This window comes from Natrinema saccharevitans (genome assembly GCF_001953745.1).
GTDB classification, from domain to species: domain Archaea; phylum Halobacteriota; class Halobacteria; order Halobacteriales; family Natrialbaceae; genus Natrinema; species Natrinema saccharevitans.
The window spans coordinates 57,255-71,590 of sequence record NZ_LWLN01000003.1; the positions used below are offsets into that span (position 1 = coordinate 57,255).

The following is a 14,336-nucleotide window of genomic DNA, read 5'->3' on the forward strand; positions in this document are numbered from 1 at the left end:
CCGTAGATGATCGCGACGACCGCGACCCCGAGGCGGCGGGCCGCGACATGGGAACAGGCCGGGAGGCGGACGCGCCGGATCATCGGTCGGGTCCCTCCTCGTCGGACGCGCAGTCGTCACAGACGTACAGCGGGCCGGCCGGGACACCGCCGATGGTCACCTGCACGACCTCGGTCGCGGGGGCGTCCTCACAGTCCTGACACTGTTGGTCCTCGAGTAGGCCGCCGTCGGTCGCGACCGGCTGGCCGTCCTCGAGCGGTCGCGTGTTCGTCCCGCCGCAGTGCCCACAGACGATCGGCGTCGTCTCGTCGTCACGGTCGTCGTACAGCAGCGCGAGTTTCATCTCGCAGTCCTCGCAGTAGTGCGTGTGTTCCTGTCCGCCATCGGTCGCGACCTCCTGCTCGTCGTCTACTTCGTCTGGTTCGCCGACGTAGCAGGCGATACTCGCGTTCTCCGGGTCGCCGGCCCACACGTTGAGACAGTCGTCGCAGCCGTAGTAGCCGGCACGTTCCTCGCGAAACGTCAGACAGCCACAGACCGGGCAGCCGTCGTTTCGGAGGTCGACGCCGTCGTACTCCGGTGGCACCGGCGTCCCGGCGTGGTCGACGGGTTGATCGTCGGTCTCGAGCGTGGGGAGTTCCGTCCCGCCGTCGGTCGCAAGCCGATCGTCGATCGTCTCGCAGTCGGTGTCGTGGTGGCGCGGACAGAACTCGGACTCGCCGTCGGTCCGACGGACTGGGTTCGAACACCGCTCGCCGGCGTTGGTGATCGCGCGGCACTGCGAGCGCGTGAACGTGTAGTCCTCGCTGGTCTCCGAGTCGTCGTCAGACTCGAGCGTGTCGCCGCCGAGGGTCTGCTGGGCCGTCTCGTTGCCGCCGTCGCAGCGGTACTGCTCGGGATCCTCGGCGATCTGCTCGAGATACTCGTCGTCGGCGTCGGCCAGCGTCTGGTTCACGACGCTGGTGTGGCCGCTGTCCTCGCGGGTCTCGCCTTCGCGGAGCGAGACACCGTCGTCGGCGTCGTCGCCGATTACGTCGGCCCACGGGTCCGGGATCGACTCGGGATCGATCGCCGCCCGGCAGTCCGCACAGACCGACTCGTGGTCGAGTGCGTGATGCGAGTGGGTCACGTCTTCCGCGGGGAAGTCGTCGAACCCGTCTCCGCAGGCGAAGTCGTAGTGGAAACCGTCGAACTCAATCGAAGCGTGCCACGTGCCGTTGACGCAGATCCACGCGCCAACCCCGTCGCCCGCGGTCGTCTCGAGCGGCGTCGACGGCTCGTAGGTGTCACGAGCCTCGCGCTCGCAGTCCGTACAGAGGCGGCGATTCGGGCCTGTTCCCTGGCCGCATTGGCGGCACTTCCGAGGCATTAGGCATCTCCCTCCGGGAGGTCACTGTCCGTCTGCAGTGACCGAAATAGTCCAAGAAAAGGACTTATTACTCTCGCATAAATATCAATTATTGTGGGTAATTCAGATATCGGTCGAATGATTTCAACAGCTACATTTGCACTGCTTGGAGTAACAATGATCCTCCAGAGACACCTGATAGCTGCAGTAATCTTTTTTCTCTTGGTGGGGGTGACCTTGGGGATACTGTTATCGGAGACAGCAAGCGGCTGGGTAGATAAGAATAGGGTAATTTTCGCTAGTGGATTCGTGATTCTCGGACTGATCGCCTTTTTCGATATGATCCATTGAATTCGGTCAGTACCACTCAAAGACGTACCGTCACCGCCGTCGGCTCGAAGTTCGCGCTCCTCGTCGGTCCGCCCGACACCGTGGCAGTGCGGGCACGGCACTGTCCGGTCCGCCCGCTCGATCTCACCGTCGCCGTCACAGCGATCACACCGATCCTCGGGGACCGGTCGGTAGCCCGTCTTCCGCGCGCCGTTACGGACACCGAAGTCGCGCTCGAGGCGACCCGCGTCGGCCAGCCGCCGAAGGTGCTTGTCCGCGGTCGAGGCCGAGATCGACAAGCCCGCGGCGACCGTCGTCGGTGACGCGCCACCTGCAGGAATCGTCTCGCCGGCAGCGATACACTCGGCGACGCGCTCGACGAGTTCCTCGTCGGAGACGAGACGGTCAGTCATCGGAGATCACCTCGGAGTACTCCGGGACCTCGGCATCGGGATCAGCCGTCACCCCGCCGCCGAAGGTCGCGAGACTCGGCGTCTCAGAGGTCAGCAGGTGTCGGGCAAGCGCCCGAGCGAGGTTGACGGGAACGGCATTCCCGATCTGCTCGGTGATATCCTCTTTCGTGCTGCCGGCCAGCTCGTAGCTCTCGGGGAAGCCCTGTGCCTGTTTCAGTTCGTGGGGCTCGAGCATCCGGTAGCGGACATCCAGGCCGAACGGGAACACCTCGGGGACACACAGCGCGAAGCGATCCTTCGTCGGCACCGTCGGGAGCGGATCGTCGAGTGCGTTCGCGCGAGCGTTGCCGTAGTACTCGTCGATGAACGGCTGGACGATTGGATTCGAGAGGGCGAACGCGCCGCCTTTCTCGGTCGCGACGGTCGGCAACACGTCGCTGGTCGGGTCCCGCAGCGCCCCGCCGTGGGAGTAGTGGATCAGCGTCGGCGTCACGAGGTGGCCGTCGTGGTTCCGTGCGGTCACCGTATGCAGCGGCCGCGAATCGGCCTCGTACAGCGGGTTGGAATGGAGCCCGCGGTGGGCCCCGTTCCGGGGCTTGACCAGCGGCGTCGCCGTTGCCCTGGCCATCCCGATCGCGCCCTTCGTCGCGACGGTCGGCAGCGGCCGGTCCGTCGACGGCGGCACGCCGCCGGACTGCTGTCGGAGACAGAACGTCTCCGGACTCGAGAGCGCGTGATGGTTCCCGTCGGACGTGACGGTATCGAGTGGCGCGTCGATCGGCGTCACCGTACTCGTGCCGTAGTACTTGACGATCGACGGCGTCGTCAGTGCCGTCCGTCCGCTCGGAATCCGCACGAGGAACGGGCGGTCAACCACGGCCGCGACCGTCGCGGCGTCCGCGGCGGGCACGATGTGATCGCGAAGGTCCCGCAGTTCGTCCTTGCCGATCTCCTCAAGGGCGTCGGCCAGCGGTTCGAGACGGTCGTCGCAGTGCCGGCGGATGCCCTCGGCGATTCGGGCCATCGTCGACTTCGCGAGCGGTTGGACCCGCGGGTTCTCGAGGTCGCGCGTCCAGAGCGAGTCCCCGAGATCCGACCAGTCGATGATAGCCGCCGCGGTTCTGCGGTCGGGCTTGTCTGGATCCTCGTCGACGTGAGTTGGTTCGGGTTCGGTCGGGCGCGTGTCCTGCGAGGCCATGATGAACAGCCGCTTGCGGCTTTGGGCCTCGCCGTAGTCGGCGGCGTTCAGGACGGTTCCGTAGGCGTCGTCTTCTTGATCGTACAGCACCGAGTAGCCCAGCGCCTCGAGCATCCCGACCCACCGCTGGAAGATCGAGCCGTCCTGCGTGGATTTGCCGTCGACGATCGGAGCCCACTTGCGGAACTCAGGGACGTTCTCGAGCAGGAGATGATCGGGCTGGAGGTGTTCGATCCAGTGGAGGACGTGCCAGCCGCTCGCGCGTTTCTGCTCCTGCACCGGCTTGCCGCCGCGCGCTCGGCTGTGATGAGTACACGATGGTCCGCCCACCAGGAGATCGACCTCGCCGGGCTCGACGACGTCCGGCGGGTGCAGTTCCTCGATCTTGGCGTGGTAGTGTTCGGCCCACGGGTGATTCTGCTCATGGGTCGCGATCGCCGGCTCCCAGTGATTGACGGCATGAAGTTCGACATTCTGGGTGAGCCACCAGTGAACCCGGGTGTGGTCCATCGTGATCGCGTCGGCCTCGAGGCCGGCCTCGCGGGCGATCGTCTGTGCGTTCGTGTCGATGATCGCCTTGACGAGGCCGGTGGAAAGGCCGCCCGCGCCGGCGAACAGGTCCACGACGGTGATTGTGTCGTCGCTCATGGCTCCACCCCGCGGAGCTTGTTGGCCTTTCCAACCAGCAGCGACCGCGTCACGTCTGCCTCGACTTCGTTCTCGATAATCGCGGCCAGATGCTCGTCCGTGGCGGGTGCGAGAAGGCCGTGCCACGAAACGACGCGGTCGGCTTCAAGAAGTCGGTCGACGGCCTCGCTGATTTCGTCGCGACTGCACGGGACGTTGCCCTTGCTCGCTTCCTGTTTGAGTCGGGACTGGCCCGTCCAGACGTTGCCGTTCACGTTCTGGATGCCGTCCGGTGTCGGCTCGGTCCGGCGCTGGATTGCCTCGAACAGGGCGTCGTCGACGGCCTCCGTCCCGGCTGCGGACATCTACGCGTCACCCCCGTTGGGCAGGAACGCTGTGCTAGCGTCCGGCCGTCCGTTGGACTCCGCGAGGAGGTCGACGATCAGTTCGTCTAACGCGTCGTCCCCGAGTGTCTCGGCCAGTGCCTCGGCGAGCAACTCGTGATTGCTACCCCCAGACTCGGTCGCGAGCGCGTGGGCTTGCACCGGCGTATCCGCCAGCAGGTAGATCCCTCGGTCGTCGATCGGCTCGCCCTTGGTTTTTCGCGAGAGTTCGAAGCCGAGTGCCGATGCCTCGCTCGCGATGAACTGTGTCCGGGACTCGTACAGCGTCCAGCAGTCACAGGCGCTGCAGTAGTCGGTCGGGCCCTGTTCCGGATGCGTGCCGTTTGCGGGCTCGGTGTAGTGGAGCCCGTCAGGACAGAACATCCGCTCGTCGTCCTGCTCAACCTCGAGGTCGCGCCGGCGTTTGGGTTCGACCGTGTTGATCGGATCGAACAGCCGGTCAGCGAAGCGATCGGACATCTACGCGGCACCTCCATTGGTCGCGGCCTTCGTCGGCGGTTGTACGTCGACGTCGCCGATCGGCTGTGGGTCCGTCGTATCGATCGGCCGTCGTGCAACCTCGTCGCGGGTCAGCCCCAGCGGTTCGGCGGTCCGTTCGGTGTCCTCCTCGTCGAAGACACGCATGAGGAACGGGCGATCGGCCTCGGCGGTCGCGGGGAAGACGTACTCGGTCGTCTCGTCGCGGTCGAACTCGAGGACTTCGCCGATCTCGAGTCCGGTCGCGTCCGGGTGCAGGTCGTCGGTTTCGTCGGCGACTGTCTGGCCGCCGTCGGTGGCCGCGACCGGGGCCGAGGTAGCGTCAGCGGGGGTCATCGGGGACGGCTCGGATTCCGTGGGCGGTTCGAAGTCTGCCAGCGGAACGATTGCCCGCGGGATCGGGAGCGCCTCGGTGGTCGGTCCGTCGGACAGCTCGCGCTCGCGAGCGTCGATGTACTTGTGGACCGCCGTCTTGTCGTAGCGGTCGTGGATGTGGCGCTTCTCTGCCTGTCGGTAGGCTTCGAGGCGCTCGAGGTCGGTGATTCCGTCGATCATCCCCTTCCAGACGAGTTCCGAACTCGTGAGGAAGCGGACCGGGTTCTCCGGCGCGGCCTCGAGAATGTCGTCGTCGCACTCGTAGCGACCCGAATCGGTCGCGGCGTGGCGACCGTTCATCGGCGCACCGCCTCCTCGACGAGCGGGTCGTAGTCGCGATCGTAGCCCGCAACTGCCTCGAGATCGACGTTGATCTCGTCGGTCGTCCCGACGACACGGGGCTGTCGCTGGTTAGAAATACGCTTCTCCGTCTCCGAATCGTTCCGACTAGATTTAAGTCGGTTACGCTGTAACTCGGGCATGCTTCGTGGGATCTGCTCTGTGATTGGACGTCGCACGAAGCAACCGCGGTTGCAGTGTGTTCCAGCACACTGCGTTTCGCGACGATTCTACTGAGGTTCGCCGCGTAGCGAGTTGCTTCTGTATCTATTACATTCAGGTCAGGTGACTTAGTTCTTGCCATACTCCGACCGTGTGGAGTGGCTTTTTGATGGATGCGTGCGTGGGTACGCGTAATGAGTGATCGAACTCGCGACGACGAGACCAAGCAGTTCAACCAGGAGTATACTGACGAGGACTTTCTCGAGGCGATCCGAGAGTGCCCGGTTCCATCGACCGGCGAGGTCGCCGAGGCGGTCGGGTGCTATCGAAAGACGGTACTCAATCGATTAGGTGAGCTCGAGGAGCAAGGCGAGGTCGGCCACAAGAAGGTCAGCGGGAAAGCGAAGGTGTGGTACATCGACAACGAGTAAGGAACATCTCTGATTCTCGATATACGTCACTGAGAATCCAGTGAAATCTTTTTCTTGGGCCGATCGGTCGCGAAGGTCTGTGCGGGGTGCGTGGCCGATCGGAGCGTGTGAGCGGCCAGAGAACAGCGGGAATCAGACAGAGACAGCGGTGGGAACGGCAATACGGGAAAGAGAAGGAACGGGACAGTCTCGAGACAGCCAACCGAGAGTGGCCGATCCATCAGATGGCTGTTATTAGGTTCCCTGCCGAAACTCTTTTAAGCTATACTATCCTAATAGACCGCAGCAGACCTTTTGAGGCAAGGTAAAGTGGAACGTGGCCGCAGCCGGGGCTTTCAGCCGCTCTATATCACGTTTTGCTGTCCTGCCGTATTCGCGCGCCAGATCGTTCTGTTCGGCCGGTCTTGTGTCTCTGGTCCCGTCCCAGACCCTCGGCCGATCTCGGTCTGAAAAGAAAAGATTCCGTCACTGCTAAGCAGGCCATTTTCTCACCGCTCGAAAATCGCTATACGGCGACGGTCTCTTTTCAAATCTCCCGATCTTCGAACCGGCAAGTCTTGCGGGCCGCAGTCACTAACTTTCGCTGGCCGTTGCTATCTCTCACTATCTCGAGACAAACGCACGTCATTCTCGGCCCGATCGCGACCGATCAACAGCTCGCACTGGGCGATCGCCGGTCTACTCACGACCTTGAGCGTCGCCGATTGCCGAGACACAAGGTTTCCAGTGGAAAATCAGGGGTCAAAACAAGGCGTTGCACACAGCCGTCGCTATCGGCCGCGGGGCGTTCTCGGGGTCCGGTCGCCGGCTACAGTTTGTTACTGACTTCGGCGATCTGAGCCTGCGGGCTCAGGGGCTTGTCACGGTCAGCAACCCACTCGAACACGGGCTCACTTGGCCGGTCGGGTCGAACGGGAACCCATTCGTCGTCCCGTAGTAGGTCGTCCTCGAGTAGTTCGTCGTCCTCAAGCTCGAGGACGGCGTCGGCGGCTGCGAAGCGAGCCCACTGGTTGACGTAGACGTACTCCGAAAGCATCTGGTTGTATGTCTTCCCGGCTGCGACCTTCGCGTTCGGCCACTCTCCGAGCGGGTCGTCTAACTCAGAGAGTCTGTCACTCCAGTCGTCGTCCTCGAGTAACGTATGCAGGAACCCAAGCCCCTGCCGGAACTCGGCAAGGTCACGGACCCACTGCTCGGCGTTCTCCTTCACGGCGATTCCGGTCTGTTGGACGTGTTCGGTCGGGTCAAGCACCCACGTCTTCTCGACGAGGTCGGCGATCGTCTCCTTAACCTCCTCGGCGAAGCGTTCTTTCGCCGCGGCCTCGGACGTGTAGTACTCGTCACGCAACGGGTCGGGATGGGGAACGAGGTGCCCTTTCTTGACCAACAGCCGCTTGTACTCCGATTTCTTGTACCGCCGGCCTTCGGACTCGTCGGCGCGACTAATCTGGTGTTCGGTGTACTGGAGAATCTTCGCTTCGACCAGTTTCTCGGGAACCACGTCACCGTTGGACCGAAGAATCCCGGCGAGGATCTTCGCGACGGGCTTCTTACTGGCCCGAAGTGCGTAGGGGTCGTCGGAGTATTTGCCGTCGCCGACTATCTCGACATCCCCGCTCGAGCGCACACGGTCCTCGTGAATCTCGAGATCGTCAGACCAGTGCTGGCCGATCGCGTCGGTCAGCTCGTCCCACGTTAGTTCGGCCCCGGTCGTCGCCAGATCCTGGGGCGTGTAGGTCGGCGTGTAGCTCGAGGGCGTCGGCGTGACCTGAAGGCCGCCATCCGCCGTCGGAATCTGGGCCGGACTATCGCCGTCCATCCGGTACTTCTCGTCGACGTCTTCGGGCTCAAGGTTGCCGTTGAGCAGCGCCTGGACATCGACCTTCTCGTCCCGGATCGCGCGCGGGTGAATGTCGCCCGCGACCTGTCGGTAGAACTGTTCCGCGATGTGCTTGAGACCCGCCGACTGCGAACAGTCGAGGATATCGTACGACACCGCCTCGATCAACTCTTTCTCCGTCGGATCTGCTTGTACTGAAACGTTCGTATCTCGGTTACTCATGCGCGACCACCTCTATGGTCGCACGACTAGCGCTACGAGCGGCGAGCGATCCGATCTCGGTCTGACGAGTCTTGCCAGTACGCGAGGGGAAAGTATTAAGACCGAATCTCGCCAAGAACCAGGTAGGGTTAGGCTGGTTCTTTGGGGCTTCGGCCCCGCCCGCCTCTACGTTCGTTAGCCGTGCATTTGTGTATCGAGTCTCTTGTCGTGGGTTCGCCTTAAAACTAGGCGGACTATCTGGCGAAAGTGCGGGATTGCTCTGTGATTGGATCATTGGTGAGTTGCGTGGGGTCGCTGGTGCGCGCCGCGCGGCTAGCCTGTTCCAGCAGGCCTCGCACGGCGGAATCGATACGTGACTGTAGGGCTACCGTTGGACCGACACCTCGCTCACGTCGATTTTCGCGTCCATGACCCGCGCGATCCAGTCGGGGACCCGCGTGGGCTTGTCGGCTATCCCGTCCTCGGTGAACGCGCCGGTCAGCTCGGCTTGGGCCTCGCTGCCCTCGAGCGTCCACCGATTGCCGTTGCGCTCGATCGAGACGATGAAGTTCCCGCGCGTCCCGCGGAACGTAAGTTCGCAGGTCGCGCCCGACGGGACGTCGATCCCGAGCGGTTTGAGATGCACCGTGTTCGTGATCTCGAGTCGTTCGTCGGTCGTGTCCGGATCGCGTTCGCGGACTGCCATACCCGAATGAACGTCCCCATGGCTGATATAGTCCGGTGGGGGTCGTTCCACCCGTTCCACCCGACGCAGTCACGCGATTTTTGAGTTCCACCCTCGCTGGGTGAACGGTGTTTCCCCCGAGCCTGTTGGCAGTCGGTTTAAGGGGACGCGTCGTGTGGGTCATGGTGTAGGGTCGCCAACAGTGTCGCCCTCCGGACGGCGTGTTCTGACCACGCCTGTCCGCTGCGTTTTACGGACTGGTTACCCGCCCAGAGGGTCGTGTCTGCTGACAGCACCCTGTTGTAGTCCACCATACTTAACTCTTGATACGTATACGTCTCAAAATGAGATGGAAATGCATCCTAGTCCTAATACATCGGTGAAAACTTGTGCGCTCCTCGGAATTGGTAACCAATGCGACGGAAACGGGGTGCATGGATGAATAAAGCCAGTGACCCCGTTCTCGAGTTTCTGGACGGTCACGATATTGCAGTCCCGGTTAGTGTGCTAGATATCGAACTTGATCCATCTCGAGCTACAATCGCTCGCGCGCTATCGGAGTTGGAAAGTCACGGCCTAATCGAGACTCACGACGATTATACGACCCATTATCAGATTACGGACCTCGGTCGTGACTATCTCGATGGAAAGGTCGATGCGGACAATCTGCCGGCCAACAATGATACTGATGCTGATGGCGACGCAGATAATGACGAAAACGATTTCGACGCGAGCGAGTTGGAAGACGACGGTGACGAGGAATAGCCACTGGTGAGTATCCAACCACCTATCCTTTTTATCTGACCAGTGTCTATCAGTGATCGCTGGGGATACCCTTCGTCAGGAACTCGTTGTGGTTCCCCAGCGAATGGCCGATGGCTGAAAGTGATGAAAAGACCGACCCAGACGCTGACCGGTTGGAGCGCGCTGAGAAGTGGCTCCGAGTCGCGACGCAACTGGCTCGGTTCACGAAACAAGTTGTCACTCTGGGACTCCTGATAGCGTGAATAGCGCTGCTGTCCCGAGTGAACCACAACAAAGTACCCCGTGAGGGGTCCCCCGTTTTGGGGGTTAGAAGACAACTCCTGTTACTCTATCAGACGAATAGCGCAGCCGCTATAGTGTGAAACAGCCGATGGTGAAAGGACCGACGGAGCAGCATGGTAATCAGTGGCTTTTCCGCCGGTTCCCTCCGCCAGGAACTACTAGGATAATTGCCGGACGAATACTTAAATCTTTCTGAAGGGTTTACATGTCTTTCAGCCGCGACGCACGGCCCCGAGATCCAAATCAACCCGCTCGCACCACCCATTGACCGCTTTCCACGCTTCTTCGGCTGAGTCTACAACCGATTCAAAAGTCCACTTGAGTGCCGAAGCTACCCCTCGAATGAGACACATGAGTATTAGAGCAGCCCGTTCTCCCGTGCGTTTTCACGTAACGAATCTAAATCGAGTTCGTCACTCATATGGAGGTTCTCGAGCGTCGATAGCGCCGCATCCAGCGGTACGTCGACCTCGTACTCGTAGTAGATCCCGCCGGCGCGACCCTCGTTTTGCTTGGTCCGATCGAGAATGCCAAGCATCGAGAGTTCGGCGAGATGATTATGGAATGTTCGCCCGCCGAGTGGGCCGCGGTCGGTCGCTTGCGCGAGGTCCTGGTACTGCTCGCAGAGCGTCTGTTTTTGCAGTGGGACGCTGTCGGGATCGGCGACCGTCGACGCGACCACGGCCAGCAGCGTCAGATGACCGTGGGAAGTCAGGTCCTTCATCTCGTGGAATTATAGGACGAAAATGCAACTCTCTAAGGATTTCAACAGAGCCATAATATACTGCATCTGTGAATATTGACAGGCCCTAATTTTGTGGCATTTACCGTTTACCCCGATTAATCTTGGAGCCTACTCTCTATTATATAATTTCCTAGCTATTTATTGTGCCGTATAGTTCCTCTACAAACTAGATATGTTGTGTGGAGCTAATACAAAATACTTACCCAGAACATTCTGGTTTAGAATACAGTCATAAAGAACAATCAAATCTACCAATTATTCCCAATTGCAATGTCGGAAGATAACAGAATCGGCCGACGTAGCGCGTTCAAAAAAATCGGCGGGGCGACTATCGCAGGAAGCGTCCTTTTCGCAGGAACGGGAGCCGCTAAGAGTGAGGGTGCTGAATCGAGCAACATCTCAGAAGAAGACTTAGACACTGGTGAGGCAGTTGCGACATCCAGCAGCGGATCGCTGACGACGCAGTCTGTTGGTACCCAGTCAGTTACGACTCAGGGTAGTGGTGTCAACACGTCAAATGTGACTGACGTTGCTCACTTCAGTACTGATCTGGACTTGAGTAATAGTTCAGACACTGTCGACTACGGTACTGCTGAGGGACATCTAACACTCTATCGTGCAGTGGATCAGATCGACGGTGAGTATGTGTATTTCATCTGGCACCATCTGACGGCATATCCCGAGGGAGGCACGGGATACACGGTGTCGATTCAAGAGATGGAGGCTCACGTCGATGTGACCGACAGCGACTTCCGGGTCATCGACTTCGATCCGAAGTCTTCTGAATCGATCGACGAGAAGGAGCATACGTTCACCGCTAGTGCGACCCTCCCGAGTGGCGCTGGTGCCAGCGTTGGCGGTAATTACTACGTCAAGGACGGGACCGTCTACCCCAAGAACTTCGATCAGGGAACGGCAGGCGAATTCGGTGTGTACTTTGAGGGAGACGGTGATAACGCCCAAAGTGTCACGTCCATGAATGGCGTTTGCGAGATTCGTTCGGAAACGAAGATCTCTGACAGCACTTATGCATGGCCCGCTTATGCCATGGATCCAAAACTCCGTGTTCAGGCTGACGGACACGTTGACCCACCGGTATAACTCTTCGATATTAGCATAGACCTATCATCGTACCCCGTCGTTCTTTTATAAAACAATGTTTGCCATTAGTCAGATCTGGGTATCTTGTTCCCCGCTATCTGTCCTGGTAGAGCTGTGTGCCAGTTCTCGACTTCTCTCGGTAAGAGAGTTAGAAGCTGGTGAAATATAGTCTATTTTCGTTTCACAATTGTTCTTGCCTGTCTATCGCTCTCGTTTCGGAACGATTGAATCGGTGGGGGTCTGGAGTCGCCTCGCCTCAGCGTCTGCGCCCCATGCCCGACCTGTTAGCAGTGTCCTTTTATTTTAATAGAACATAGCATCGATATGTACGATTTGACGGCATTCCAGCGAGACCTACTATACGTCATCGCCAGCAAAGACGAGCCACACGGTCTTGGCATCAAGGAGGAACTCGAGGACTACTATGAAAAGGAGATCCATCACGGCCGACTGTACCCGAATCTTGACACGGTCGTCGACAAGGGGCTTGTCGAGAAGGGGCAGGCTGACCGCCGGACGAACTCCTATACGCTCACCGCTCGCGGTCGCCGCGAACTCGAGGCGCGTCGAGAGTGGGAAAATCAGTACGTTGAAGAACTGCTCTCGGAGTAGCTCACACAACGCGACGGACGAGATCGCGATGCGCTTGAGTTGCCGATACTGCTGGACCGACTTCTTGCTTCGTACTCACTCGACTGCCTGTTCGGCCCGACCCCACTCGAGATCGCAGTACTGGATTGAGATTTCGGGAATCCCGCGACTGGTGGGAGAGAGGTCTGCGAACTCGCTGTCGTTCGTATATATTGTCGGCTGGTAGCTCAGGAATTGATATGCCAGCGTAAGTATCGGCGCGTCTTTCGCTTGGATATCGCCAAATGCACCAATGACCTTGTGATGGGCTTTTTTCCGTTCGGCTTCGAGATCCATCCGCTCGACAGTTTCAGAATCCGGATTTCGTATCTGTGGGGAGTTGCCTATCGCCGCAAAGAACTGCTCGAGCGCGCGGTTTCTAACACTCCTATCGATCGAATGGTCGTCATCAATATTGCACCGAACTTCCTCATGGATATATGCATTGACGGCCGATTTGCGCCCGTTCTTGATGATTTGCTCAACGAGCGATCTGGATTTTCCGCCGAAAATAACAGCGTGAATCCAGACGTTGCTATCTAAAATCAGCATTCCTGGCCGACTTAGTCGTCAGCAGCCAGTGGATACCGAAACTCGGATTCGGGACTTTCGTCCGGTCGGACAGCTTCTGTGTCCCAGTCAATCTCTGCGGAGAGTTCCGTGAGCGAATCCCACGCCTCCTCCGCGGAGTCGTACTCCTCTATCCCGCGTTCCACTAACCGGGCAGTTCGTTCACTCATTTCGGTATTCACCTCAGCGAGACATTCATCATTCTGAATATCTCTTTGTGGAATCATTCTTCTATCTATGTATAAATGTATTGGAATGGGTGGTTTGTTATCGACCCCAATATTCCAGATGGACGCGAGTAAGACATCCCTACCCCCGGTTTCTCATTCCACAATCTCCCGTGCCGCTGCGGTCAGTTCGTACTCCTGTGGGTGTTCGTCCTCGAGGATCGTCACGAGATTGTACTGGGGGAACTTCGTACTGAGCCATCCGCGGACGGTCCGACTAACAGACGGATCGTCGATCCGACGCTCGTACTCGTCGTAGATCGTCCCACTGGTCGCCGGCTCGATGTCGGCCAGCACTTTCAGGACGGCTGTCTGCTGGTCGGTGAGTGACGAAATACGCAACCGAGCGATATCCACCTCTGCCTTCTGTCTGGCCCGCTCGATGATCGGGTCTGTCACACACTCGGCGTCGTCGATCAGGACGATATCGAGGGCGTTTCGCAGCGTCGCGATCGCCTTCCGAGCGTCCCGACCGGCGGCGTCGGCGATTCCCTCGACTGCCTCGTCAGGGACAATCTCGGGGTTGACCTTCGCCGCGACCATACGGTCTTCGAGGATCTGCACGAGCTGGTAGTCGTGGTACTTCTCGAACTCGATATCCTGTGCGGTCCCGATGCGGGAGTAGACGCGATGCTCGAGGTCGCCGACGACCTGGTGGCGATTGTTCGCCGCGAACAGCAGGCGGACGTCGTCGATCTCATAGAGGTCCCGCAGGATGTCGTCCTCGACGAGTTTGTCAGCCTCGTCGAGAAAGAGGATCGTCGGCTCGGTGATTGCGTCTTCGACCGCGTCGAGTAATACGCTCTCGGGGGTCTGCTCGCGATCGTATGCCGTATCGCCAACCAACGACTCAACGATCGTGTACAGCGCCCGCGAGGGCGTGTGGTCCTTCCAGCAGTTGACCGTCGCTGTCGGTACGCTGTGTTGGGTCTCGATCTCCTCGAGGACGGCTGTCGTCGTACAGGTTTTGCCCGATCCTGGCGGCCCGTGGATTAATGCAGTCTCGGTGATCCCACCGCCGAGCGTCGGCGACAGCAGCGTTGTGAGCGTATTGATCTCGCTGTCGCGATAGCGGATCGTCTCCGGGTCGTGACTCTCCCGGAGGATCTCTCGCTCGCCGATAATCTCTCGCTGGGGGCCACTGTGCATATCGTGTTCCTTCGGTGGAGTGTCTGATAAATTGACT

General features: G+C 59.8%; 15 protein-coding genes and 1 pseudogene. 4 read left to right on the forward strand and 12 right to left on the reverse strand.

Annotated features, from left to right (window positions below; translation table 11 throughout):
- Nucleotides 1-79: 79 nt before the first annotated feature.
- Genes A6E15_RS21625 through A6E15_RS19920 form a run of 7 tightly spaced genes read right to left on the reverse strand, consistent with a single transcriptional unit; the run spans nt 80 to nt 5,654 of the window.
- Nucleotides 80-1,369: a hypothetical protein gene (locus A6E15_RS21625; protein ID WP_245800702.1), complete on the reverse strand. Its 1,290-nt coding sequence runs from the start codon at nt 1,367-1,369 to the stop codon at nt 80-82.
- Nucleotides 1,369-2,091 carry a hypothetical protein gene (locus tag A6E15_RS20655; protein ID WP_139326666.1) on the reverse strand — a complete coding sequence of 241 codons (723 nt, stop codon included), beginning with the start codon at nt 2,089-2,091 and terminating at the stop codon, nt 1,369-1,371. Before A6E15_RS20655 ends, A6E15_RS21625 begins: the two co-directional genes overlap by 1 nt.
- Complete coding sequence (locus A6E15_RS19900) at nt 2,084-3,937, reverse strand: DNA cytosine methyltransferase (RefSeq protein WP_076148857.1); 1,854 nt, start codon at nt 3,935-3,937, stop codon at nt 2,084-2,086. Before A6E15_RS19900 ends, A6E15_RS20655 begins: the two co-directional genes overlap by 8 nt.
- Nucleotides 3,934-4,281, reverse strand: a complete 348-nt coding sequence (locus A6E15_RS19905; protein ID WP_076148858.1) for a hypothetical protein — start codon at nt 4,279-4,281, stop codon at nt 3,934-3,936. Before A6E15_RS19905 ends, A6E15_RS19900 begins: the two co-directional genes overlap by 4 nt.
- Nucleotides 4,282-4,779 carry a hypothetical protein gene (locus A6E15_RS19910; protein WP_076148859.1) on the reverse strand — a complete coding sequence of 166 codons (498 nt, stop codon included), beginning with the start codon at nt 4,777-4,779 and terminating at the stop codon, nt 4,282-4,284.
- Nucleotides 4,780-5,472, reverse strand: coding sequence for a hypothetical protein (locus A6E15_RS19915; protein ID WP_076148860.1), 693 nt, complete (start codon nt 5,470-5,472; stop codon nt 4,780-4,782).
- Complete coding sequence (locus A6E15_RS19920; protein WP_076148861.1) at nt 5,469-5,654, reverse strand: hypothetical protein; 186 nt, start codon at nt 5,652-5,654, stop codon at nt 5,469-5,471. Before A6E15_RS19920 ends, A6E15_RS19915 begins: the two co-directional genes overlap by 4 nt.
- Nucleotides 5,655-5,867: 213 nt before the next feature.
- On the opposite strand from A6E15_RS19920, the gene A6E15_RS19925 reads away from it, so the two are divergent.
- Entirely contained in the window at nt 5,868-6,104 is a 237-nt protein-coding gene (locus tag A6E15_RS19925; protein WP_076148862.1) for a winged helix-turn-helix domain-containing protein, read from the forward strand.
- An 808-nt stretch (nt 6,105-6,912) separates the two neighbouring features.
- Here the strand turns inward: A6E15_RS19925 and A6E15_RS19930 are convergent.
- Both A6E15_RS19930 and A6E15_RS19935 read right to left on the reverse strand, forming a co-directional pair.
- Nucleotides 6,913-8,166 carry a hypothetical protein gene (locus A6E15_RS19930; RefSeq protein WP_139326667.1) on the reverse strand — a complete coding sequence of 418 codons (1,254 nt, stop codon included), beginning with the start codon at nt 8,164-8,166 and terminating at the stop codon, nt 6,913-6,915.
- A 364-nt stretch (nt 8,167-8,530) separates the two neighbouring features.
- Complete coding sequence (locus tag A6E15_RS19935) at nt 8,531-8,851, reverse strand: hypothetical protein (RefSeq protein ID WP_076148864.1); 321 nt, start codon at nt 8,849-8,851, stop codon at nt 8,531-8,533.
- Nucleotides 8,852-9,268: 417 nt separating this feature from the next.
- Between A6E15_RS19935 and A6E15_RS19940 the strand changes: the two genes are divergently transcribed.
- Complete coding sequence (locus A6E15_RS19940) at nt 9,269-9,595, forward strand: ArsR family transcriptional regulator (protein ID WP_139326668.1); 327 nt, start codon at nt 9,269-9,271, stop codon at nt 9,593-9,595.
- Between the two features lie 640 nt (nt 9,596-10,235).
- On the opposite strand, the pseudogene A6E15_RS19945 reads toward A6E15_RS19940, so the two are convergent.
- Nucleotides 10,236-10,601 (reverse strand): annotated as a pseudogene (locus tag A6E15_RS19945) (cell division control protein Cdc6); the annotation flags it as partial.
- 291 nt (nt 10,602-10,892) lie between these two features.
- On the opposite strand from A6E15_RS19945, the gene A6E15_RS20660 reads away from it, so the two are divergent.
- Nucleotides 10,893-11,723, forward strand: coding sequence for a hypothetical protein (locus tag A6E15_RS20660; RefSeq protein ID WP_139326669.1), 831 nt, complete (start codon nt 10,893-10,895; stop codon nt 11,721-11,723).
- A gap of 324 nt (nt 11,724-12,047) precedes the next feature.
- Nucleotides 12,048-12,335: a PadR family transcriptional regulator gene (locus A6E15_RS19955; protein ID WP_076148867.1), complete on the forward strand. Its 288-nt coding sequence runs from the start codon at nt 12,048-12,050 to the stop codon at nt 12,333-12,335.
- A 75-nt stretch (nt 12,336-12,410) separates the two neighbouring features.
- Here A6E15_RS19955 and A6E15_RS19960 read toward each other — a convergent pair whose 3' ends face one another.
- Together A6E15_RS19960 and A6E15_RS19965 are read right to left on the reverse strand one after the other, a co-directional pair.
- On the reverse strand, nt 12,411-12,905 hold the full coding sequence (locus A6E15_RS19960; protein WP_076148868.1) for a hypothetical protein: 495 nt from the start codon (nt 12,903-12,905) through the stop codon (nt 12,411-12,413).
- Nucleotides 12,906-13,246: 341 nt separating this feature from the next.
- Nucleotides 13,247-14,299: a Cdc6/Cdc18 family protein gene (locus A6E15_RS19965; protein WP_076148869.1), complete on the reverse strand. Its 1,053-nt coding sequence runs from the start codon at nt 14,297-14,299 to the stop codon at nt 13,247-13,249.
- Nucleotides 14,300-14,336: the final 37 nt, after the last annotated feature.

Bases quoted from the DNA above. Each gene is read 5' to 3' on its own strand.
- A6E15_RS20660 (WP_139326669.1), top strand. From the start codon at position 10,893: ATGTCGGAAGATAACAGAATCGGCCGACGTAGCGCGTTCAAAAAAATC.
- A6E15_RS19920 (WP_076148861.1), bottom strand. From the start codon at position 5,654: ATGCCCGAGTTACAGCGTAACCGACTTAAATCTAGTCGGAACGATTCG.
- A6E15_RS19930 (WP_139326667.1), bottom strand. From the start codon at position 8,166: ATGAGTAACCGAGATACGAACGTTTCAGTACAAGCAGATCCGACGGAG.
- A6E15_RS19925 (WP_076148862.1), top strand. From the start codon at position 5,868: ATGAGTGATCGAACTCGCGACGACGAGACCAAGCAGTTCAACCAGGAG.
- A6E15_RS19955 (WP_076148867.1), top strand. From the start codon at position 12,048: ATGTACGATTTGACGGCATTCCAGCGAGACCTACTATACGTCATCGCC.
- A6E15_RS19900 (WP_076148857.1), bottom strand. From the start codon at position 3,937: ATGAGCGACGACACAATCACCGTCGTGGACCTGTTCGCCGGCGCGGGC.
- A6E15_RS19940 (WP_139326668.1), top strand. From the start codon at position 9,269: ATGAATAAAGCCAGTGACCCCGTTCTCGAGTTTCTGGACGGTCACGAT.
- A6E15_RS19935 (WP_076148864.1), bottom strand. From the start codon at position 8,851: ATGGCAGTCCGCGAACGCGATCCGGACACGACCGACGAACGACTCGAG.
- A6E15_RS21625 (WP_245800702.1), bottom strand. From the start codon at position 1,369: ATGCCTCGGAAGTGCCGCCAATGCGGCCAGGGAACAGGCCCGAATCGC.
- A6E15_RS19960 (WP_076148868.1), bottom strand. From the start codon at position 12,905: ATGCTGATTTTAGATAGCAACGTCTGGATTCACGCTGTTATTTTCGGC.
- A6E15_RS19965 (WP_076148869.1), bottom strand. From the start codon at position 14,299: ATGCACAGTGGCCCCCAGCGAGAGATTATCGGCGAGCGAGAGATCCTC.
- A6E15_RS20655 (WP_139326666.1), bottom strand. From the start codon at position 2,091: ATGACTGACCGTCTCGTCTCCGACGAGGAACTCGTCGAGCGCGTCGCC.
- A6E15_RS19905 (WP_076148858.1), bottom strand. From the start codon at position 4,281: ATGTCCGCAGCCGGGACGGAGGCCGTCGACGACGCCCTGTTCGAGGCA.
- A6E15_RS19910 (WP_076148859.1), bottom strand. From the start codon at position 4,779: ATGTCCGATCGCTTCGCTGACCGGCTGTTCGATCCGATCAACACGGTC.
- A6E15_RS19915 (WP_076148860.1), bottom strand. From the start codon at position 5,472: ATGAACGGTCGCCACGCCGCGACCGATTCGGGTCGCTACGAGTGCGAC.